General features: G+C 37.0%; 15 protein-coding genes and 1 pseudogene. 6 read left to right on the top strand and 10 right to left on the bottom strand.

Going from position 1 to position 20,679, the window contains the following annotated elements:
• Nucleotides 1–147: 147 nt before the first annotated feature.
• From FLUTA_RS16035 to FLUTA_RS16020, 4 genes and pseudogenes are all read right to left on the bottom strand, one after another.
• Nucleotides 148–384: pseudogene (locus FLUTA_RS16035) on the bottom strand (SAM-dependent methyltransferase); the annotation flags it as partial.
• A gap of 236 nt (nucleotides 385–620) precedes the next feature.
• A complete protein-coding gene (locus tag FLUTA_RS16030; RefSeq protein WP_013687947.1) occupies nucleotides 621–1,790 on the bottom strand; it encodes an efflux RND transporter periplasmic adaptor subunit in 1,170 nt (389 codons plus the stop codon).
• Nucleotides 1,791–1,903: 113 nt separating this feature from the next.
• Nucleotides 1,904–6,265, bottom strand: coding sequence for a CusA/CzcA family heavy metal efflux RND transporter (locus tag FLUTA_RS16025; protein WP_013687946.1), 4,362 nt, complete (start codon nucleotides 6,263–6,265; stop codon nucleotides 1,904–1,906).
• Nucleotides 6,266–6,382: 117 nt separating this feature from the next.
• Nucleotides 6,383–6,766: a hypothetical protein gene (locus tag FLUTA_RS16020; RefSeq protein ID WP_013687945.1), complete on the bottom strand. Its 384-nt coding sequence runs from the start codon at nucleotides 6,764–6,766 to the stop codon at nucleotides 6,383–6,385.
• Nucleotides 6,767–7,447: 681 nt separating this feature from the next.
• On the opposite strand from FLUTA_RS16020, the gene FLUTA_RS16015 reads away from it, so the two are divergent.
• Nucleotides 7,448–8,497, top strand: a complete 1,050-nt coding sequence (locus FLUTA_RS16015) for a hypothetical protein (protein ID WP_013687944.1) — start codon at nucleotides 7,448–7,450, stop codon at nucleotides 8,495–8,497.
• Nucleotides 8,498–8,750: 253 nt separating this feature from the next.
• Here FLUTA_RS16015 and FLUTA_RS16010 read toward each other — a convergent pair whose 3' ends face one another.
• The 4 genes from FLUTA_RS16010 to FLUTA_RS15995 form a co-directional block, all read right to left on the bottom strand.
• Nucleotides 8,751–9,572 carry an NAD(P)H-hydrate dehydratase gene (locus tag FLUTA_RS16010; RefSeq protein WP_013687943.1) on the bottom strand — a complete coding sequence of 274 codons (822 nt, stop codon included), beginning with the start codon at nucleotides 9,570–9,572 and terminating at the stop codon, nucleotides 8,751–8,753.
• A 53-nt stretch (nucleotides 9,573–9,625) separates the two neighbouring features.
• A complete protein-coding gene (locus FLUTA_RS16005) occupies nucleotides 9,626–9,994 on the bottom strand; it encodes a hypothetical protein (RefSeq protein ID WP_013687942.1) in 369 nt (122 codons plus the stop codon).
• Between the two features lie 111 nt (nucleotides 9,995–10,105).
• Entirely contained in the window at nucleotides 10,106–11,164 is a 1,059-nt protein-coding gene (locus FLUTA_RS16000) for a response regulator (protein ID WP_013687941.1), read from the bottom strand.
• A complete protein-coding gene (locus FLUTA_RS15995; RefSeq protein WP_148235451.1) occupies nucleotides 11,136–12,380 on the bottom strand; it encodes a PAS domain-containing sensor histidine kinase in 1,245 nt (414 codons plus the stop codon). The genes FLUTA_RS16000 and FLUTA_RS15995 overlap by 29 nt, the downstream gene beginning before the upstream one ends.
• 80 nt (nucleotides 12,381–12,460) lie before the next feature.
• Between FLUTA_RS15995 and FLUTA_RS15990 the strand changes: the two genes are divergently transcribed.
• From FLUTA_RS15990 to FLUTA_RS15970, 5 genes are all read left to right on the top strand, one after another.
• On the top strand, nucleotides 12,461–12,994 hold the full coding sequence (locus tag FLUTA_RS15990; RefSeq protein WP_083800571.1) for a DoxX family protein: 534 nt from the start codon (nucleotides 12,461–12,463) through the stop codon (nucleotides 12,992–12,994).
• Entirely contained in the window at nucleotides 12,991–13,854 is an 864-nt protein-coding gene (locus FLUTA_RS15985; RefSeq protein ID WP_013687938.1) for a universal stress protein, read from the top strand. The genes FLUTA_RS15990 and FLUTA_RS15985 overlap by 4 nt, the downstream gene beginning before the upstream one ends.
• Before the next feature lie 18 nt (nucleotides 13,855–13,872).
• A complete protein-coding gene (locus FLUTA_RS15980; protein ID WP_013687937.1) occupies nucleotides 13,873–14,277 on the top strand; it encodes a hypothetical protein in 405 nt (134 codons plus the stop codon).
• Between the two features lie 417 nt (nucleotides 14,278–14,694).
• Entirely contained in the window at nucleotides 14,695–15,549 is an 855-nt protein-coding gene (locus FLUTA_RS15975) for a restriction endonuclease (RefSeq protein ID WP_013687936.1), read from the top strand.
• A 33-nt stretch (nucleotides 15,550–15,582) separates the two neighbouring features.
• A complete protein-coding gene (locus FLUTA_RS15970) occupies nucleotides 15,583–16,971 on the top strand; it encodes an MBL fold metallo-hydrolase RNA specificity domain-containing protein (protein WP_013687935.1) in 1,389 nt (462 codons plus the stop codon).
• Nucleotides 16,972–17,060: 89 nt separating this feature from the next.
• Here the strand turns inward: FLUTA_RS15970 and FLUTA_RS15965 are convergent, their stop codons facing one another.
• Nucleotides 17,061–19,577, bottom strand: coding sequence for a cation-translocating P-type ATPase (locus FLUTA_RS15965; RefSeq protein WP_013687934.1), 2,517 nt, complete (start codon nucleotides 19,575–19,577; stop codon nucleotides 17,061–17,063).
• A 413-nt stretch (nucleotides 19,578–19,990) separates the two neighbouring features.
• The gene (locus FLUTA_RS22055; RefSeq protein WP_425357332.1) at nucleotides 19,991–20,155 is read right to left on the bottom strand and encodes an SBBP repeat-containing protein; all 165 of its coding nucleotides are present in this window, start codon (nucleotides 20,153–20,155) and stop codon (nucleotides 19,991–19,993) included.
• Between the last annotated feature and the right edge of the window lie 524 nt (nucleotides 20,156–20,679).

Raw genomic sequence — 20,679 nt, 5'->3', positions numbered from 1 at the left:
ATGTTGATTTCTCTTCAAATATACTTTTTAATCTTATTCATTCCTGAACAATAGACCTGAAAAATTGTCGAAAATGGTGATCGGATAATATCCAGGATTGACAATGCGTGAAATGAATAAGATTCTGAAAGAGATTGGTGAGTAGGCAAGTGAATTGGCTGAAATATCCAAGACTCTAATATTTTCAAAACCATCATCCAATAAGAAGTCTACCAATTTACTGTCTCCACCCCCAATATCAATAATATTTGCCGATTTATCCAATTCTAATGAATGAATGAAGTCAAGTGAGGTTTGAGGAATTTGTTGCGTCCAACTAACTTGATCCGGAGTTTTCGTTTCGTAAACCGTTTCCCAATGTGTTTTTTTTACTCTCTTCCATATTACTCTTCCCCTTTACAACAATCATCGCGTTGTTGGTAACCGTTCGGATCAGCTTTCACTTCATCAGCATTAAAACCACACAGTGAGATTTCTTTGCGTTATACAATCTCATCTTTTTCATTTACAAGAAATGTATGTAGAGTATTATTTACCCTCATTGCTCGTTTGAAATCGTCTTTTGAGTCCATCAAAACTAAAAATTCCCAGCAACTTGCATTTACCAATGTTTGAACCTTTTAGTGTGAGTGGCCACCTGCCTCTTCACCATTTTTCAACTTACTTAAAAGATCATATGCTCCGTTGATTACAATTTTCAGTGTTTCCCAACTTTTACCCGAGGACAGAATAATCTCTGTGTAGCCCAATTCACTCACCCCGGTTTTCACCGAAATCATTTCAAATGCATGTTCATTTTTGTGATCAGCCTTCACCTCAGAAAAAATATACTTCTCACCTTCAAACTCTACAATTGCTTTATCGGGAACAGCTGTTACCTCGTTACTTCCACTTTCAACCAAACCTTTGAGGTACATTCCTGGAAGTAATTGATTGTCTTCTTTGTCTAAGTGGCAATGAACATTCACCGTGCGATCATTTCCGATTTCTCGCCCAATCAAGTATACTGTTGCAATGCGTTCTTTATCTTCATTCGCTAATGTGAAACGTACTTTTTGTCCAACTATTAGTTTGGGAATGTCTTTTTCAAACACGGTTAATTCAGCATGTAAATGCTCCGTATCTGCAATCTTGAACAATACATCAGATGGCGTAACAAAAGCTCCAATATTCGTGTTTACCTGAGTGACATAACCACTAATTGGAGAAAGAATGGAAGAAGAACTTTGAATTTTTCCATTTTCAATTGAAGTAAGCGAAATATTCATTAGCTGTAATCGGGCCTTTAATCCATTTACGCGTGCCCGCATACTTTCATATTCGCTTTTTGCCTTTTGAACCGTCTTCTTTGCATTGATGTTTTCCGTAGACAATTCCTGCTGACGTTCATACTCCAGTTTCAGGAAATCTAATTGACTTTTGTAATCCAAATAATCTTGCTGAACATTGATGAAATCGGGATTCTGAATGATTGCAACTACCTGTCCCTTTCTAACTTTCATCCCTTGAAGGAGTTCTGTGTTTTTCACCGTTCCTCCAAAAGGTGCTGAAATGGAAACCAAATTCTGTGGTGGAACGTCTAATATTCCATTCACTTTTATGGTTCCACTAAGGGATTTTAATTCAATTTTTCCGGTTTGAAGGTCAATTGTCTTGTATTGTTCAGCAGTAAGTTCCACGCTATTCTCATTTGCGTGATGCTCTTCTTTAGGAGCTGGTTTTTCGTTCGAACTACAGCTTGCAAGAAACAAGGTTGTAATTACAATTGTTGATTGAATAAATGATTTCATATATAATTTTTTAATTTATCGTTACCTGCTATTTCAGCTAAAATTGTCGAGCAATACTTGTTTTTGTTTGACCACGCTAATGCTTGTTTTTTATCATCAGCCGTGGCTGGATCTTATTTCTGACCTGTTAAATACTGAATTTTTGCGGCACTCAGGTTCGTTTGAAGCAAAATCTCAAGGTATCTCTCCCTTATTTCATTGGCTGTTTTAAGACTAAGCAGGTATTCAGAATACCCAATCTCTCCACCAGCATAACCTTTCTGGCCGCTTCTCAAGATATCTTCAGCATTTCCCAAAGCAGACTGCGTGTAATATTCCAGGCTATTTCTATTGTTTAGGTATTCCTGTAAAGCCTGTTCATACTTACCATGTAAACCAGTCTGATAGGCTTCGAAGTTACTTTCTGCTACTTTGGTTGAGAGATTAGCAGATTTTACTTTTGCACTATAACCATTAAAGAATATAGGAATAGACAAACCAACCTGGAAGCCTTGAAAGCGCTTAGAACCATTAAAATATACATCCTGATTGTTTACGTTTTGGGTTCCAATTAAGGTTTGATTAAAATATCCCAACGTAATATCAGGCAAACCTTTGGCAATTTCTACTTTTCGCTGACTTTGGGTAATATCAATTTGTTGGTGAACAAATGCCAGTTCAGGATTTCCTTGAATAGCACTTGAGTCATTCGCCAACAGAAGCTGTTCCTCCTTTAAAATTGTTTCAGAAATAGAAACACGATCCTGGCTACCCATCAGATTTTGCAACAACAAAAGATACCTCGATTGGTTGGCTTTATTTTGGGTAATTCGATAGTTTAGCTCATCTGACTGGGTTTGAGCAGTTGTCTTTTCAAGCAATGTTCCTTCACCCGTTTTCTCTCTTAATGATGAAGCATCAACAAAACCTTTGAACACACTATCCTGAGCTATTAGAATTTCCTGTTCTCCGTTGAGGTATTGTAAATAGAAATAGCATTGTTTGATTTGATGGACCAACTCATTTTTGGTCAACTCGGTCTTCAATTTACTCTGTTCAATAAGTACATTTCCCAATTCCGAATTGGCAGAAAACACGGTTGGAAATGGAATGGTCTGGGAAATCGTCAGATTATTATCGTTTCGATTGATACTGTTGTATTGGCCCACCATCAAATTCACATCTGTTTTAGGAAGCTCAAATAAGGTTAGTTTATACTGGGTTTGAAATTCAATTTGCTGATTCCCTGCAATGACAGCTTTGTTATTCGATAATCCTGCTTGAATTGCCTGCTCCAAAGTCACTACTTTTGTCTGCGAATAACCAAAATTAGAAAGGAACAACAAGGTAATAACCGTGGCTATCACTGGTAACGATTTCACCTTTGGTTTCATTTTCTCAAACCAATAATACAGAATCGGAAGCACCAGCAAAGTAAGCAATGTTGCAGTCAATAGTCCGCCAATAACAACTGTCGCCAAAGGTTTTTGAACCTCTGCGCCGCTTCCGTTGGATAATGCCATTGGAAGAAATCCTAAGGATGCAACTAACGCAGTCATGATAACCGGGCGTAATCGAACAGCTGTTCCAGTTTTGATAATTTCTATTGTGTCTTTCACCCCTTCTTTTTTTAATCGATTGAATTCTGCAATGAGTACAATTCCATTTAAAACGGCAACTCCAAATAAGGCTATAAAACCAACACCTGCGGAAATACTGAACGGCATTCCACGCACCCAGAGTGCAATTACTCCACCAATTGCAGAAAGTGGAATTGCAGTAAAGATTAAAAGTGCTTGTTTTGCAGATTTAAAAGTAAGGTACAGCAGGAAGAAGATCAATAACAAGGCTACAGGAACAGCAATGGATAAACGTGCCGTTGCAGCTTGTAGATTTTCAAATGTTCCGCCGTAAGTAGGATAATAACCCGCTTCAAATCTCACCTCTTTCTCCACCTTTTTCTGGATTTCCTCTACAATACTTTCCACATCTCTTCCACGAACGTTGAAACCAACAATAATCCTGCGTTTCGCATCATCCCGTTGAATTTGATTTGGTCCGTCTTTGAAATTGATCGTCGCCAATTGTTCTAATGGAATCTGAGCTCCGGTTGGTGATTCAATAAACAAATTCCGAACATCGTCTAAATTTTGACGGTTTACTTTATCCAACCGAACAACCATGTCGAATCGTTTTTCACCCTCAAATACCAAACCTGCAACTTCGCCAGCAAATCCAGCACGAATGGCAGTATTGATATCATCGATATTCAGTCCGAATTGAGCAATTTTATCCCTTTTAAACGAGATGACAATTTGAGGTAACCCAGAAACCTGTTCAATGTAAATATCTTGGGCACCCTCAATTTCTTTGGAAATAGCTCCAATTTGCTTGGCATACTTACTGAGTTTACCCAGGTCTTCGCCATATATTTTAATCACCACGTCCTGTCGGGCCCCCGTCATTAATTCGTTGAAACGCATTTGAATCGGTTGTTGAAACCCAAAGGTTACTCCAGGAATATGCTCTTCGAGTTTGGCCTGCATTTTTTCAGCTAATCCTTCTCTATTTGAAGCACTTGACCATTCAGATTTGTCTTTCAGAATGACCATTAAATCACAAGCCTCAACAGGCATTGGATCTGTTGGAATTTCGCTTGAACCGATTTTACCAACCACTTGCTTTACTTCCGGAAAGTGGTCTTTCAAAACTTTACCAGCTCTAGTAGCTGCTTCGATTGTTTGAGACAAACTACTTCCCGTTAAAACACGTGTTTCAACAGCAAAATCGCCTTCCTCCAAAGTTGGAATGAATTCTGACCCCATGGAACTGAATAGAAACAGACAAAAGAAAAACAATCCCAGTGCAATTCCTGCAACCAAGGCTTTGGAACGCAGCGCAAAACGAAGCATTGGTGCGTATACTCGTTGACATCCTTCAATGATTCTATCTGAAATAGTACGTTTCAAAGAAATTTTCTTGCTTAAAAACAATGCACTCATCATTGGTACATAGGTCAACGAAAGGAGAAAAGCACCAAGGATGGCAAACACAACTGTTTGAGCCATTGGTTTGAACATTTTTCCTTCTACGCCCACCAATGCTAGAATCGGCAAGTAAACAATTAATATGATTATTTCACCAAAAGCAGCACTATTTCGAATTTTGGAGGCAGAAGAATAAACCTCTTCATCCATCTCCATCTGTGACAGTTTTGTTCGCTTAGTTCGAAGCTGTAAATGATGTAAAGTTGCCTCAACGATAATCACTGCTCCATCCACAATCAATCCAAAATCAATCGCACCTAAGCTCATTAGGTTTCCACTAACTCCAAACAGATTCATCAATGAAATTGCAAATAACATCGCCAATGGAATAACAGAGGCTACGATCAATCCAGCTCTGAAATTCCCTAAAAACAATACCAATACAAAAATCACAATCAATGCCCCTTCTGCCAGATTTTTCGCCACAGTTCCAATTGCACTGTTTACCAATTTCGTTCGATCAAGAAAGGGCTCTACTACTATTCCCTTAGGAAGTGTTTTTTCGATTTGAGTCATGCGTTCCTTCACATTAGCAATCACTTTGGAAGAATTAGCTCCTTTGAGCATCATAACGACAGCACCCACAACTTCTCCATCGTTGTTCCGGGTCATCGCTCCGTAGCGGGTTGCGGATCCAAATTTCACTTCAGCAACATTTCTGATCAGCACTGGAATTCCGTCATCGTGAGTTGTTACAACAATTTCTTCAATATCGTCAATGGATTGAATTAATCCTTCGCTACGAATAAAATAGGCATTTGGTTTTTTATCAATATAAGCACCTCCTGTATTTTGATTGTTCTTTTGAAGAGCAGTGAATACGTCGTTAACACCAACGTTCATGCTTTTCAGTTTATCCGGGTCTAATGAAATCTCATACTGCTTTAGAAAACCTCCAAAGCTACTTACATCTGCAATCCCCTCTACACCTAATAATTGACGTCTAATGATCCAATCCTGAATCGTTCGAAGTTCAGTAGCATCATAGTTATCCTCATAGCCTTTTTTGGGATGAATCACATATTGGTAAATTTCTCCCAGTCCAGAAGTTAATGGAGCCATTTCAGGAATTCCCATTCCTTGAGGAATCGTTTTAGAAGCATCATTGAGACGTTCATTTACTTGTTGACGAGCCCAGTAAACATCTACTTCTTCCTTGAAAACTACCGTTACAACTGAAAGACCAAAACGACTAAAAGAGCGAACCTCCTCTATATCTGGGATTGTTGCCATGGATTGCTCCACTGGGAAGGTAACAAAACGTTCAATATCTTCTGCCCCGTTACTTGGTGAAGAGGTAATAATCTGAACCTGATTATTGGTGATGTCAGGAACGGCATCTATGGGTAATTGATTGAGAGAATATGCTCCCCAACCGATAAGCGCGACAATCATAATGCTGATCATCAACTTATTCTTGATACTAAATTGAATAACTTTATCTAACATGAACATGCTTGTTAATCGTAATTAATTCACTTGCCTACTGGTAGGCAAGGTTCGCTAATGTTTAACACAGAAGCGGTCAGGATAGAATATACCCTGTCTAAAGAACAAATGAAACGATTAACCCAATTGAGGCGGTTGCCAAATGAAGGATGCAAATTCAGAAAGCGCGAATTGCGTGGAATAGTTTATTTTAACCGATTCAACAATTCCAAAATCAGATGAGCCAATCTGGTAAAATGGATTGTTTGTTGGAATATAAACTAATTGAGATGAATAACAATTGGAAGAGTGGTCATGGTTAAAAGGTAAGCGACGATGCTCTGTATCTGTTTTACGATTTGTAGCATGATCCATTAAAAAATCAAAAAAACCAACAGCTTCATGTTCCTTGTTATGATGTTCATAATGAGCAATAACTTCAGGGAGCTCCACTAGAAAATGAACAAAACCCGTTGGAGCAATTATTCCAACAACAAAAAAATAGACCATTATTTTTTTCATCTTATTCACTTATACCAAAAGTATAAAAACAATTATTAATCGAATTCGATTTCACATTTAATTAACTCTTTTTATTCCAATATAGAATAATACCAAATTATAAATAAAACCATATTTTGTTCAAAAATATCGAATTGAAAAAGATTGTACCCTTAACTTAATAAATCTTCAGACTATCGTTTCATAAATCGTGGATTCATTCTATAATCAGCAATGCTATTACATCTTATCTCCTTCTATTACGAAAGTATCCTGTTCCTAACAGGATTTTAGTCGCTTTGGATTCGCTCGTCCATATAATATGAACTATCCCAGACAAGTTACAATCAACTGATTCATTTCGGAGGTTGAACCTGTTGGAATAAACTGAAAAACTAATAACATTCCTGAACGACATCGTAAACCACTTTTTTCAAAATCGTTAGTTAATGTTTTTCCCATCTGGTAAGCCACCATTTGAATACATAAAATAAGCGAAAGAACGAATATATCTCAATTCTTAACGAATTTCAACAAAACCACTTCTAATATAAATTCACCAATCCTGTCATAATTTTATGGCTTACTTTTGTAGAAAAATCAGTAATAAATCTAGAGTTCCTGCAATAATGAGGTGTCCTAAAAATCCCTAAATAGGAAAAAAAATGGGTCTATTCGCGGAACTGAAATCGATATTAAATTATGAAAAACAAGTTACTTTTATTTTTAGCCCTAACAAGCATTCACTTTTCGGGATACACACAAACAAAAAAACCAGTTGCAAAACCTACTGCCACTAAAGAATTATATACTTTTTACACTGTGAAAAACGGTGTAAAAACGAAGGTTAGTCCCAGTTCAAAGATTGTTATTCCAGTTGGTGCTGACGGGATGAACTCAATCAACATTGCTTTAGATATTGATGTACAGGCATTCCACAAAAAACACCCTTACGATTTTGTATCCATTTATGTTTACAACTATACGAAACAAACTTCCTACTCCAACAACCGTGTGATGAATTTCATCGATCCAGGAGAGGCAAAGATCATGGCACAAACCGTAACAAAGGGAATTACATTATATCCTGAATCAGGGGCTAATTTCAAAAACTATGAGCCATTATTCAAAACTACTAATCAAATCAGTACAGATTGGCAGGGTGATTCGTTGGCATTTATCATCACTGGAGCATACTCCAATGGAACTGAAACCTATTATGATGACTATTCCAATTCTGTAAAAACGAAACAGATATATAGCAAATTTACAGAAATAGACCCAGTTCCAACTGTACTCTTCGGCTACGATAAAGCGTATTTGAAAAATATTTCCAATATGAAACTTCGAAATAAAATTGATGGAAGCAACAATTTATTTACTTTCAATGGAACTGAAATTTTGACCATCAATGGAATGGCAAAAGAATGGTTAAAAGGTGCGATGTATTCTGCTAATGAAGCAGATATGATGGCAACCAAAACGTTTATTGTGAATTACTTCAACTCACGCCTAGCTGAATTCGAAAAAATGCCTGAAGATTTGGGCTATCTAGATAAATTAAACGCACTGATCCAAGAAACCACTTTTTTAAATCTCAGCAAATTAACAACTGATGAGAAAAAAACATTGGATAGACTCATTAAAAGAAGTAAAACTGCTACAACCGATGAAATTGTTGGCTACTTCAAAACAGCTAACCCAAATCCACCTGCAGCAGTGGTGGATTATTCCACGTATATTGCACGTTGATATTTAAAGTGCTTACTTATATAACAGATAGATTTAAGTATATTCAATAGATGAATTTGAAAAACCTTCGGGAGTATCCGAAGGTTTTTATGTTTAAGCAAACAGGATTATTTCTTTTCAAAACACTTTCGTAAGCGTAATAAGTGATCAGTTTTTTTAATCCCTGGTCATTTGCCTTCCTACGAATTAAAATCTGTATCGACTGAGAGATAAATGAATGGATGCATACACCTAACTTCTATTTAAGCTGAATTCAAGATCTAATTGATTCAAACGCTTTTCCAAAATTTTCAATCACATCTGTGATAACCATACTTTCCATACATTGTTCATTTAAGGTGATATCCGCCGCTAAACCATGAAGATACACCGCCAACTTTGCAGCATTTAAAGGAGTATATCCCTGCGCTAAAAAAGAAGTAATCACACCTGTCAAAGCATCTCCCGAACCTCCTTTTGCAAGCCCTGCATTACCTGTTGAATTTTGAAACACCTCATCTGGAGTTATAATTGCCGTTTGATGACTTTTTAACACTATAATGATTTGATACTCTCTCGCTTTAGTTATTGCAGTATTCATTCTATCATCATTATTTTGATGAGCACCAAAAAGTCTGTCAAATTCAAGGATATGAGGCGTAATGATTGTTTCCTGAGGAATGTAAGCGTGTAACTTTCTATTAGAAACCAAGGTCAATGCATCCGCATCTAATACGATTGGTTTTTTAAATTGTGCCAGAAGGTTAATAAGTAATTCTTCGGTAGTTTTATTTATACCCATACCAGAACCTGCTCCAATCGCAGAAAAATGATCAAAATCATACTGCTGATCTTCTCTCAATAGTAGCATTGCTTCTGGAACACTAATTTGAAGAATCTCCCTTTCTTCTTCAGGCACACAAACGGTGAGCAAGCCTACTCCTGTTCGAATTGCCCCTCTTGCAGCAATTACAGCAGCTCCCATAGAACATTTTTTACCAGCTACAATCAGTGCATGACCGTAATCCTTTTTACTGGAATTTGCTTCTCTCTGCTTTAACAGCGTTTTTATATCCTCTTTCTTGAGCTGATTCATTTCAATACATATTTCTAGAAAACAGGAGTGTAATCTATGATTGATTTAAGACCTTATCTCATAAAATGTTCTTTAACAAATGCTTCTTTCTGATTATCCGTCATTTTATCTGAAGATGCAATATCTATCTGTATATTCTTGAAATGCGAATCTTTAAGCAAGTAATGATGGAGTTCTGCTTTTGCATCTGTCGGACCAAATAGCAGTATATGATTGTAATTCCAAATCGCATTTGCAATTTCTTTATAATAAACTTGATGCATGTGTTTTTCTTTATTATGCATGTGTTTCTCTCCTTTTTTGAGTACTTCTTCCCTTTCACGAAAAGAAAAATCAGATTGTATCGAGCGATTCTTATTCTCATTATTCAAATCAATCAAATTTGCACTTGAATGATCCATCCAGATTCCTATTGCTTTCATAATCAATTATTTTAGAAGACATGACAAAGGAATTCAATTAGTCCTACAAAAACAATGATTCAACTCATGTGAATATCTGATAGTTACCCGAATGAATTTGATGTGTCTTAATCAATTTTTCATAGTAGCCAGTTTTTCATACTCGAGGATGGTGATCATACTTCCTGTAATCTCAATATATTTGTCCTCCTTAAAATCGCTCAGTGTTCGAATTACTGTTTCCTTGGCCGTTCCAACCAAGTTCGCCAAATCTTCACGCGAAACATTCATGCTGAATTGTTGATCTGTTTCTTTTTTATACGTATCAGAAAGCTTAACCAATGCTTCCGCCACTCTTTTTCTTACAGAACTATAAGCTAATCGTATCAATTGTTGCTCATTTTCAAGGAGATTATCAGAAAGAATTCCAATAAACTTTTTTGCAACCTCAGCATTTTTATAAATCAGTGAAAAGAAATCTTCTTTGGGGATCATATATATTTCAGCAGCTTCCAATACTGCAGCTGAATGAGTATACTGCTCATCTTTAAGCAAAGAAAGGAATCCGAAAAAATCTCCATCTTTATGTAAACTACTGATAAGCTCTTTTCCCTGGTCATTCTTTTGAAATACTTTTATCTTGCCTTTATTTATGAAATAAACACCTTTCGGATAAGCGCCTTCCATAAAAACCACGTCTTTCTTTTTATAATGCCTCATATCGCGTGACATCGAAAGCTCTTTCAATGAAACCAAACTTCGGGCCTCGTTTAAAAAATCCTGAACACCATCAATACTCTTCGTGAACTTCTTTTTCAAAAGATCTTGCTTGTTCAATCGTGTTTCGATCGCGTTCATTAATTCCTGATCATCGAAAGGTTTTGTTAGGTAATCATCTGCCCCCATAGCCATTCCTTTTCTCACATCACTGCGTTCTGCCTTTGCTGTTAGAAATATGAATGGAATACCAGCAGTTTCTTCATTTTTTGAAAGTAAATGCAACACTCCATGTCCATCTAAAACAGGCATCATGATATCACAAATTATTAGATCGGGGGTTTCTTTGATTGCTAATCGTACTCCTTCTTTTCCATTTTCAGCAGTGATTACTTCATACTGTGCCAATTCCAGTATTTCAGCCGTATTCTCACGAATATCAATATTATCCTCTATTAGAAGTATCTTTTTCATTGTCATTGGTTTTAGAGTCTTTTATTGATAGCGTAACTTTGGTTCCCTCGTTCTGAACGCTTTCAATCTCAATAGTTCCATTCATCAGTTCAATATATCTGGCTACAATACTCAAGCCTAATCCTGTTCCCTGAATATGAGTAGCATTTTTTCCTCTGAAAAAACGTTCGAAAAGCTGCTCTTGGTCTTCCTTGGAAATTCCAATTCCATGATCCTTAACAGTAATGAAAATTTCGTCTGCAATTTTTCTAACCGATAATTCAATTACCCCATCTTGAGAAGAAAACTTGATTGCATTGGAAAAAAGGTTCAGAAGTACATTCTTTAAAATTTTAGGATCCAGTCGAACTAGTTCCTCTCCTAAATAATCTTCACTAATTACCTGTTTACCAAACAACATGGTTCTCATTTCTGAAACTATTTCAGAAATAAATATTCTGATATTCATTTCCTCAGGTTCATTTACAATCTTACCCTCTTCCAATTTCGAAACTGAAAGAAAGTCATTCAGTATATCCGTTAGGTTATTAATCGATATTTTTACTTTACTAACATGTTTCTGATGATTTCCATCATCCTTACGCTCATGATACTTCGAGATTAAGGACACAGATGACATCATGGTGGTAAGTGGTGTTCTGAATTCGTGTGAAGCCATGGAAACAAATCGTGATTTCATTTCATTCAACTCCTTCTCTTTGGCAAGCGAAATATCCAGATCTCTTTTCGTTTTTTCTAATTCTGCTATCGCTTCTTCAAGAACCAATGTTCTATTTTTTACTTGTTTTTCAAGATCTGCAAAATAAGTTTTCATTCTGAACTCCGCTTCTTTTCTGAGCGTTATATCAATAATAAAAGCTATGACAAAATTTCCGTCTTTATTACTGTAAGGGCTCAAACTTATTTCAACTGGAAACTCAGATCCATCCTTTTTAAGACCAAAAAGATCCATACCCAAGCCCATCGATCTTGCATGTGGATGATGCGCATAACTCGTTCTGTTCGTTTCGTGTTTTTGGGTAAATCTTCTAGGAATCAGTGCTTCGATTTTCATTCCGGCCAATTCTCCATGTTCGTAACCAAACAGATGCTCTGCACTTGGATTAATTCTTATTATCTGCCCACTTGAATTTGTTACCAAAATCCCTTCTGTGGCATGTAAAAACAACGCATCATTCCCCTCTTTGCTTTCCATCTTTTTCAGTTCGTAGTTCATACCGAATATACGCTTTTTGATCGAAGACCAAATGTAGAAGAAGATTATCCATGAATAGGTGATCATAATCATGTCGGATAATGATTTTAATCATCCTCATTCGGATTACAAACGATGATTTAGCTCATTTTATAATCCTTGTTTCCTCTGTACGTTTGCTTATAGAAATAAAAACCTTAATGGAAATTCTTACTCAATATAATCCGATCGCAGCAATTACAATTGCACGAGTTTTTCTTGGAATTCTCTTTCTTTTCCAAGGATACGATGCGGTATTTAATATTGGACTGAAAAAAGTAACTGATACTTATCAAGCAAATTTTGGTTTGAAGGGTATTCCACGAAATCTAACCTCTTTTGCTGCTTGGTATACCTCCTGTACAGAACTCATTTGTGGTTTACTTCTCGTTTTAGGCCTATTTGAATTCGCTTCACTTTACTTACTTGGAATAAACCTGATTATTGCAGCCATTGGGTTTGGACTAAATGCCCCATTATGGGATACCAAAAATGTTTACCCAAGACTCATCTTACTTCTTTTTCTGTTAATAGTTCCTGCCCATTGGCATCATTGGTCTCTGGATTACCTATTATTCAAACCCCACATGTTATGAAGACTCTTTTAAACCAATCTGGAACCCTCCTTCCATCCAAGCGGATATTAGTACCCGTAGACTTCTCCGAGCTTTCAACTAATGCATTGGAATACGCTCTTCATTTGGCTAAAAAAACAAATGCTGAACTTCATCTGATTCATGCTTATGATTTCGAGATCTTCATGTACGATTCGGTTCAAATAAGCCAGACCGAGAATGACTTGGAAAAAGAAATCCTTCAACAACTCGAAAAATTGAAACAAACAATTCACTTAACCAATCCTGGGTTAAAGATTGTTTATAAAGCAATTATCGGAGTACCCGTTGATGAAATCAATGCTTACACCCAAAAAGAAAAAATTGATTTAATCGTCATTGGAACGCAAGGAGCAGGTTATATTCAGGAAAGAATGTTAGGCAGTACTGCTTCCTTGCTGATTCGGAATGCTAAAGCCCCAGTTATAATTATCGATAAAACAGTGAAGTTCAAGGATCCAAAACAAATTGTTCTTGCTGCCGACTTTCAGAAAACGGATCATACAAAAGTTCTTAATCCCTTGAAGGATTTTGCAAAACTGTATGATTCTCATATATGTATCTTAAATATTTATCCACACATTCAATTAATCCCTTCACTGGAAGAAATTCCCGAAGGATTCAGACTAGACTACTCTTTGAAAGATGTGAAACATACTTTCTTTTCTCTAGAAAGCGATCAGATTATAGAGCGCATTAACGACTTTGTAGAACATCACAAAATCGAGATGATTGCGATGATTGCTCGCAAACACTCATTCTTTAGCCGAATCTTTCGAGAGCCCTTAACAAAAGAAATGTCATTCCATAGTCATGTTCCACTTCTTGTTTTACACGACTGAAATCTGAATTCCAAAACAATGAAAATTACCATAAACGATCAGCAAACCATTGCTGAAATTCAAAATTCCTTTAATAAAGAGTTTCCATTTCTCAAACTGGAATTTTTCTCAAAAAGACACTTATCTGGACATCCATCTCCGATTAAGTTCCTGATCCGTAAGAACCTTCTGATCCGAGAATGCCGAACGATTCATCATGAGGGGGAGATTACTATTTCACCCGACATGAAAGTAAATGAGCTGGAGCAAAAACTTTGGAATCAATACGGTCTTGGGGTTCAGGTTTTCCGTAAATCGGGAATGAGCTGGTTGGAAACAATCTTAACAGACAACTGGACTCTTGCAGAGCAAAATGCAGAAGGAGAATCTCTGAGCAAAGGAATTCCCCCAGACGAACTGGATTATTACCAAGATAGAAACTGAAAAAGGTATTTTTCAGAAGGCTAATTAAATTATTTCATATAAAATTAAAACTTGTACTAACAATTGGAATTCCAGCAGTTGTTTTTGTCATTGCAGGAGCTTTCCTTAGTCGCTTTGTAAACACATCATTACTTCAGATAATACTATCCATCTTCTTGATCCTTTTGAGCATCTTACTAATCGTCTTTAGATACTGATAAGAGTCAATTAATCAATTGATTAATATCATTTTAAGAGATTTAAATGTACCTTAATTTTGTATCTGACCTTAAACTTACTGAAATGAAAAAACTTACAACCTTTCAAGTGCTTTATTCATAAGAGCTCAGAAACTTATCCGTTCTACTCACTTGTACAAATCGATTTAATCCCTGATTTTTAGTATTTAGACACTGCACTAATTCTTACAAACAGCTTATGCATCATCCCTTAACGGTAACAAAGGCATCTGGAGAACAAAGCCCATTCTCAGAAGAAAAAATCAAAAAATCCCTTCGACGATCAGGTGCCGATGAAGATCAGATTGACTTCATTCTTCAGGAAATTAAAAAAAACATGTACAACGGTATGACAACCCGTAACATCTATAAAACCGCCTACTCATTATTGAAATCCGGATCCCGCCATCAGGCAGCGCGGTATCATTTAAAGTATGCTATTATGGAACTCGGTCCATCTGGTTTTCCTTTTGAGAAGTATATTGCCGAGTTATTGAAATTTGAAGGTTATCAAACACAGATTGGGCTTATATTACAAGGAAAGTGTGTCACCCATGAAATTGATATAATCGCTGAAAAAGACCATAATCAACTACTCATTGAATGCAAATACCACAATCAACAAGGGATCACTTGCAACATCAAAATACCACTGTATATACATGCACGATTTAATGATATTGAAGCACATGCGCTTAAAAAGTCCAATAATACTGTAAAAAAACGCAAGGGTTGGATTGTTACAAATACGCGCTTTACCGCAGATGCTATCCAATATGCTGGTTGTTCAGAAATCCAACTTTTAGGTTGGGATCATCCATTTGGTAAAGGATTGAAGGATAAAATCGATGAGTCAAAATTATATCCAATAACCTGTCTAACCTCATTGACACTAGCTGAAAAACAACAATTACTGAGTCGTGAAATAGTTTTGTGTAATGAGTTACAGAATAACGGAAGACTCCTCTCATCTATTGGAATAAAAACAGGCCGAATGGCAACCGTACTCAACGAAGTTCACCGACTTTGTGATTATGAAATCAAAATTAGTTGATCAATTAATTCTAGTACAACAAATAAATAGTGTATGAAAAAGAATCTAACTATTCAGTTTTTAGGCGCAGCGGGCACCGTAACTGGATCTAAATACCTCATAGAACTAATCGATCAGAAGTTATTGATCGACTGTGGCTTATTTCAGGGCTTGAAAGAATTACGCCTTTTGAACTGGCAATCTTTGCCTTTTGATGTTGCATCTCTTGATGCAGTCATTTTAACTCACGGACATTTAGACCATGTGGGCTACTTGCCTTTACTTGTCAAACAAGGTTTCAAAGGTAAGATTTATGCAACTGAACCAACCATTGAAATTGCAAAGTTGATTCTGCAAGATAGTTCCAAAATTCAAGAAGAGGATGCCGAACGTGCCAACCGTTTTGGATATAGTAAACATCATCCAGCGAAACCTCTTTACACGACAAAAGAAGCCGAGTCTGTTTTCCCCATGTTCCAAAAGGAAGCGATAGACCAATGGATTAAACTTTCGGATTTATTTACTTTTCGTTTTTGTTACAACGGACATATCCTTGGTGCTACCTTTATCGAATTGAAAGCAGCCGATAAAGTCATTGTATTCTCTGGAGATATTGGCAGACAAGAAGATCCTCTCTTGTTTTCACCTCAAAAACCTGAACAGGCAGATGTATTGCTAATCGAGTCAACTTACGGAGGTCGCACGCATCCTACGGATCCAGAAACTCAACTGGCAGAAGTCATTCATAAAGCTGCTACTAAACAGGGCACCATCATCATACCTGTTTTCGCGGTCGAACGCGCTCAGCTTCTCATGTTTTACTTGTGGAAACTGAAAAATGAGCAGCGCATCCCCGATTTACCCATTTATATGGATAGCCCTATGGGAAAACACGTCTTACAGATTTTCGCTAATCACTATGCTTGGCACAAATTGTCTCCTTCTGAATCGAAACAAATCTCCCAAGAGATTCAAATCATCAGTAAACAAAATGAAACCCTCAAACTTGCAGAAAACAAAGATCCTAAAATTATTCTGGCAGCTTCAGGAATGGCCACTGGAGGAAGGGTGCTCACCTATTTCGAACATTTTCTGGGCGATAAAGCAGCCACTATTTTGATGGTTGGTTTTCAGGGGGAAGGTACTCGTGGAAGAGCTTTACTCGATGGCGCCAAGGAAATTAAAATGCGTGGAAAATATTGGCCTGTGAATGCAAGCTGCGTTCTTGTGGAAGGTTTATCAGCTCATGCAGATCAAAACGAACTAATCGATTGGATAAGTAAACTCGCGAAAAAACCAGAAAAAATATTCATCGTTCATGGCGAACCAGCAGGTTCTCTCGCTTTAAAGTCGAAGCTCAAAGAAGTTTATGGCTACGACAGTATCATCCCTGAATTAAATGCCGCTTTTACCATTCCAGTAAATGTTGGTGAGGTGTCATGAGCACATTTCAAAGCAATTAATTCAAGTAATCTCAGCGACTGTAACAGATTTCCTGCTGCAGTCGCTTTGTGGCTTAGAGACAATTAACTTCATTGAATGAGGTGGGGATTCTGTTTTCTTCTCTTCCTCCATTTCACTAGCTCAAACCAAATCACTGAAATAAATCCAGTACCCAGACAAAGGAGCAGTTGACTGCCATTCATCCGTTCGAACGCAAAGAAGTTGGTCAAAGGAGGAATAAAAAGTAACAATCCCATCAATAACAGAGTTATTCCAATGATGTAAACGACTAACTTGTTTTTATACTTTAAAGTGGTCCAAATTGAATAATAGAATGAGCGATTGATCAAGGTCAAGAAGATATTTGCCACCACCAAGTCGGTGAAGACCATCGTTCTTGTCAATTCTTCATTAAAACCATTGTAAACAGCGTATTGATAGATCAGAAGGATTCCCAACGCAATAACCAATCCCTGAATGATGCTGATAGTGAGTTCTGTCCAATTAAAAAATGTGTTGGACACTGGCTTGGGTTTTTGGAACATTAAATTTTTCTCCATCGGTTCATTTTCATAGATGATGGAACAAGTAGGTCCCATAATAATTTCTAAAAAAATGACGTGGACTGGTGAAAAGATATTGGGGTAAATCCATCCCAAAGCCAAAGGGATAAATACTGTTAAAATAATGGGAATATGAATCGAAATAATGTATTGAATCGCTTTCTTCAGATTGGTATAAATTTTCCTTCCCATTGCAATGGCATCAATCATTTTGGACAGATCATCTTCCAATAAAATGAGGGATGCGGCATCTTTCGCAATCTCGGTTCCTTTTTTACCCATCGCAATACCGATATGAGCGGCTTTGAGTGCAGGTCCATCGTTAACACCATCACCAGTCATGGCTACAATTTGGCGCTTCTCTTTTAGAGCATTGATGATTTTTAATTTGGCATCGGGAAACATGCGGGTGAAAATGGCCGTTTCCATGACACACTCTTTCAACTCTTCGTCACTGAGTTGCATCAATTGATCTCCATTGATGCTTTTTTCAAATCCTGAAAAATAAATTTGCTTGGCAATGGCTGTCGTCGTTTCTGCATTATCTCCAGTAATGATTTTCACCTTGATTCCTGCATCATAAAAGGATTTCAGCACTTGGTCAATGTTCTTTTTCGGAGGATCGTAGAAGGCAACAACTCCTTTAAAAGTGAATTTCAAATCTTCCTGGTTTTCTGGGAATACAGTTCCTAAAAAAGTTGAAATCCCTACTCCCAAAACCCGATATCCTTCTTTTGCAATTGCATGCACCACCTCATTCACTTCTTTTTGTTCGGTACTCGTAAGTGATGATACGCGCATCATAGTTTCGACGGCTCCTTTAGCTGCGATGATCTGGTTTCCATTGCTATCTTCAAAAACATGGGTCATCATGGGTGGTTTTCCAGCTAAGGGATATTCGTGAACCAATTTAAAATCGGGGCGTTGATCTTTCGGGGTGAACTTTTTATAAGCTTGATGCAACGCAATCTCCATGGGGTCAAATGGAATGGGTTCACTCGCCCACATGCCTATTTCAATGAGTTCTTTTTCTTCCGAAGTGGAAACCTCATTTAGTTCGGAATGTTTTTTTGTTGACCAAACGAATAGCTTAGATAAGCTCATTTTATTCTCCGTAATGGTTCCCGTTTTGTCGGTACAAATAACGGTTGCACTCCCCAAAGTTTCAACCGTTTTCATTTGTTTTACTACGACTCCCATTTTCATCAAACGCCAAGCACCAAGAGCCATAAAGGTGGTAAATGCAACTGGAATTTCTTCAGGTAGAATACTCATTGCCAAAGTCAATGATTGTAACAAACTGGATAGTAAGTTATGAGATTGAACGTAATTGATGATCCAAACAACTAGAAAAACAACTCCCCCCACAATCGCCATTTTCTTCACAAAATTGGCAATCTGAAGTTCCAATGGTGTTTTTTCTTCCTCAATACTGTCCAGGCTTTTTCCAATTTTACCCAATCGGGTTTCATTACCAATAGCCGTTACAATTATAATAGCCAATCCAGAAGCAACCGTTGTACCGCTATAAATGCTATTATCGTTGGAACTTTTATCCTTGAATACGGGAAGGGATTCGCCTGTGAGAATGGATTCGTTTACTGAGAAATCATTCGATTGAACAATCTTTCCATCTGCTATAATCAGACCTCCTTCCTCCACTATCAGACTATCTCCACAAACGACTTCTTCACTTTTTATTTTCTGTCTTTCACCGTTTCGGATAACCGAGCAAGTAGGTTGTGAAAAATCTTTGAGTTTATCCAGGGCATTTTTACTTCTGGAATACTGATAAATGGAAATAAACGCCTGAAACAAAATGGCTGCGGAAAGAAAAATTCCATCTCCAATTTTCCCGCTAATGAAGTAAATAGAAGCCGCAACAAATAGCAAAATGATCATCGGCTCTTTTGCGATTCGAAGAACAGTTGTCCATAAATTAGTTCTTTTTTTAGTCGTCAGTTCATTGGACCCGAATTGTTCCCTTGCCTGAACGACCTGTTCAGTGGTTAATCCTTTCATATTGTCCGATTCTTTATGCATGAATGAATTTGAGTGATGTTAAGGTAACCATAAAAATGGTCGAAATCATGCTTTTACTTTTTTCAATATCCAATTGCCGATCCGAAACAAAAAGCCCCAACTCACACAAGCAAATCAGGTTCTTTCTTTTATTTACAGGGCAGGTTTCACAGATGAAAATTTCTCGTGGTTGATTTAATAATTGCTATCGCGAGGGAAACATAATAAGAAAGGGGGCTAATCTTTGCGTCGTTGCTCCTTCACTGAAGCTCTAGCTTAAGTATTGCTTCTTAGTTAAAAAATGAAAAGAGTATATTAAACGCAAAGTACAGATAATCCCAAAAGCTATCGTGAGAAAGGTTTAAGTGTGTTTTTATTCAATTCATTAATACCTGATAAAAGCGGAATTGCATTTACAGAAAGTATACTTGTCTCTAAATAAACTTTTTTACAAAATTCGCTTTTCTATGCCTACTAACTTGAACATGTTTACCATCTGTCATCTCAACACTTCCGGAAAATCTCCCAACGGTATAAACATTGCCTAAATTATCAGTTATAATTGAATATCCTACATCGTCATCACTAGATCCCCCCATGTTGTTGACCCACTCAACCATTGGTTGAGCGTAAGTAAAATTAATTTACGTGAACATTACAATAGCACAGATTATCATTTCTATTAAGTGGTACCTTTTTTTCATGAGTTTAAGCATTTTACTTGCTAAAGTAGTTACTTGACTAAAAACTTCTTTGTTGCTTTAATCTCCAGGTTCCATTTTCAGGACGCTTGGCAATACTATTTTATCGGTTGGCTAATTTCAACTATTTTCGGAATTTGGTCTTAATCCATTAGCTCGGATTTATGCTTGATTTTTTCTACGCCCCAAGAATTGTTCTTGATTCAATTTATGCTTAGTCACCAGAATTTGGTCTTGATCCAAAATACTCTCACGGTTTTGGGAAGAAAAAGTTTCATAAAACAAGAAAAAGCCCCAATTAATTGGGGCTTTTTACCGCATAAAAACGGTCTTAGTGACCTCAAGCGGGGAAACTTCTAACTTTTTGATGGAAGATTTGGAGCTTGTGTTGCAACTTGAAACTATTGATAAATAAGGTGTTT

Origin of the sequence: Fluviicola taffensis DSM 16823 (assembly GCF_000194605.1) — a bacterium.
In the GTDB taxonomy this organism is placed as follows: Bacteria; Bacteroidota; Bacteroidia; order Flavobacteriales_D; family Crocinitomicaceae; genus Fluviicola; species Fluviicola taffensis.
The sequence above is the reverse complement of the archived record's forward strand: the minus strand, read 5'-3'. Positions and strand labels throughout refer to the sequence as shown.

Excerpts from the sequence above, each read along its gene's own strand:
- FLUTA_RS16030 (WP_013687947.1), bottom strand. The coding sequence starts at position 1,790 with ATGAAATCATTTATTCAATCAACAATTGTAATTACAACCTTGTTTCTT.
- FLUTA_RS16025 (WP_013687946.1), bottom strand. The coding sequence starts at position 6,265 with ATGTTAGATAAAGTTATTCAATTTAGTATCAAGAATAAGTTGATGATC.
- FLUTA_RS16020 (WP_013687945.1), bottom strand. The coding sequence starts at position 6,766 with ATGAAAAAAATAATGGTCTATTTTTTTGTTGTTGGAATAATTGCTCCA.
- FLUTA_RS15985 (WP_013687938.1), top strand. The coding sequence starts at position 12,991 with ATGAAGACTCTTTTAAACCAATCTGGAACCCTCCTTCCATCCAAGCGG.
- FLUTA_RS15975 (WP_013687936.1), top strand. The coding sequence starts at position 14,695 with ATGCATCATCCCTTAACGGTAACAAAGGCATCTGGAGAACAAAGCCCA.
- FLUTA_RS22055 (WP_425357332.1), bottom strand. The coding sequence starts at position 20,155 with ATGGGGGGATCTAGTGATGACGATGTAGGATATTCAATTATAACTGAT.
- FLUTA_RS15965 (WP_013687934.1), bottom strand. The coding sequence starts at position 19,577 with ATGCATAAAGAATCGGACAATATGAAAGGATTAACCACTGAACAGGTC.
- FLUTA_RS15980 (WP_013687937.1), top strand. The coding sequence starts at position 13,873 with ATGAAAATTACCATAAACGATCAGCAAACCATTGCTGAAATTCAAAAT.
- FLUTA_RS16000 (WP_013687941.1), bottom strand. The coding sequence starts at position 11,164 with ATGAAAAAGATACTTCTAATAGAGGATAATATTGATATTCGTGAGAAT.
- FLUTA_RS15995 (WP_148235451.1), bottom strand. The coding sequence starts at position 12,380 with ATGAACTACGAACTGAAAAAGATGGAAAGCAAAGAGGGGAATGATGCG.
- FLUTA_RS16005 (WP_013687942.1), bottom strand. The coding sequence starts at position 9,994 with ATGAAAGCAATAGGAATCTGGATGGATCATTCAAGTGCAAATTTGATT.
- FLUTA_RS16015 (WP_013687944.1), top strand. The coding sequence starts at position 7,448 with ATGAAAAACAAGTTACTTTTATTTTTAGCCCTAACAAGCATTCACTTT.
- FLUTA_RS15970 (WP_013687935.1), top strand. The coding sequence starts at position 15,583 with ATGAAAAAGAATCTAACTATTCAGTTTTTAGGCGCAGCGGGCACCGTA.
- FLUTA_RS16010 (WP_013687943.1), bottom strand. The coding sequence starts at position 9,572 with ATGAATCAGCTCAAGAAAGAGGATATAAAAACGCTGTTAAAGCAGAGA.
- FLUTA_RS15990 (WP_083800571.1), top strand. The coding sequence starts at position 12,461 with ATGATTTTAATCATCCTCATTCGGATTACAAACGATGATTTAGCTCAT.